The 330-nt window shown below is 59.4% G+C and carries 1 protein-coding gene; it reads right to left on the minus strand.

All coding sequences use genetic code 11. From position 1 onward, the window contains the following. On the minus strand, positions 1–330 hold a 330-nt coding region (locus DD616_RS11820), incomplete at both ends, for a VCBS domain-containing protein (RefSeq protein WP_208871717.1).

The following is a 330-nucleotide window of genomic DNA, read 5'->3' on the forward strand; positions in this document are numbered from 1 at the left end:
CCGTCGTTCGCACCATTGATGGTGATGGTCACCACCTGCTCGGTGCCGTCTTCCGATTTCACCGTGAAGGTTTCTGTCAGTGTCTCGTCCACGTTCAACGCATCGACCGTCTCGTTGCTGTTATCCAGCACGTAGGTCCACTTGCCGTTCGCATCCACACTGAACGTGCCGTACTGGCCCGCCGCATCGGTTTGCGCCTGGAACACGTTGTCTGTGTTGTCCACGTCGCTTGCGAGCAAGGTGCCCGTCGCGGTGTTCTCCGCCGCGTCTTCGGTCACGCTGCCGCTATCATCGCCTGTGATTTTCGCGCCGTCGTTCGCACCATTGATG

It is taken from the genome of Vibrio anguillarum, from assembly GCF_003390515.1.
In the GTDB taxonomy this organism is placed as follows: domain Bacteria; phylum Pseudomonadota; class Gammaproteobacteria; order Enterobacterales; family Vibrionaceae; genus Vibrio; species Vibrio anguillarum.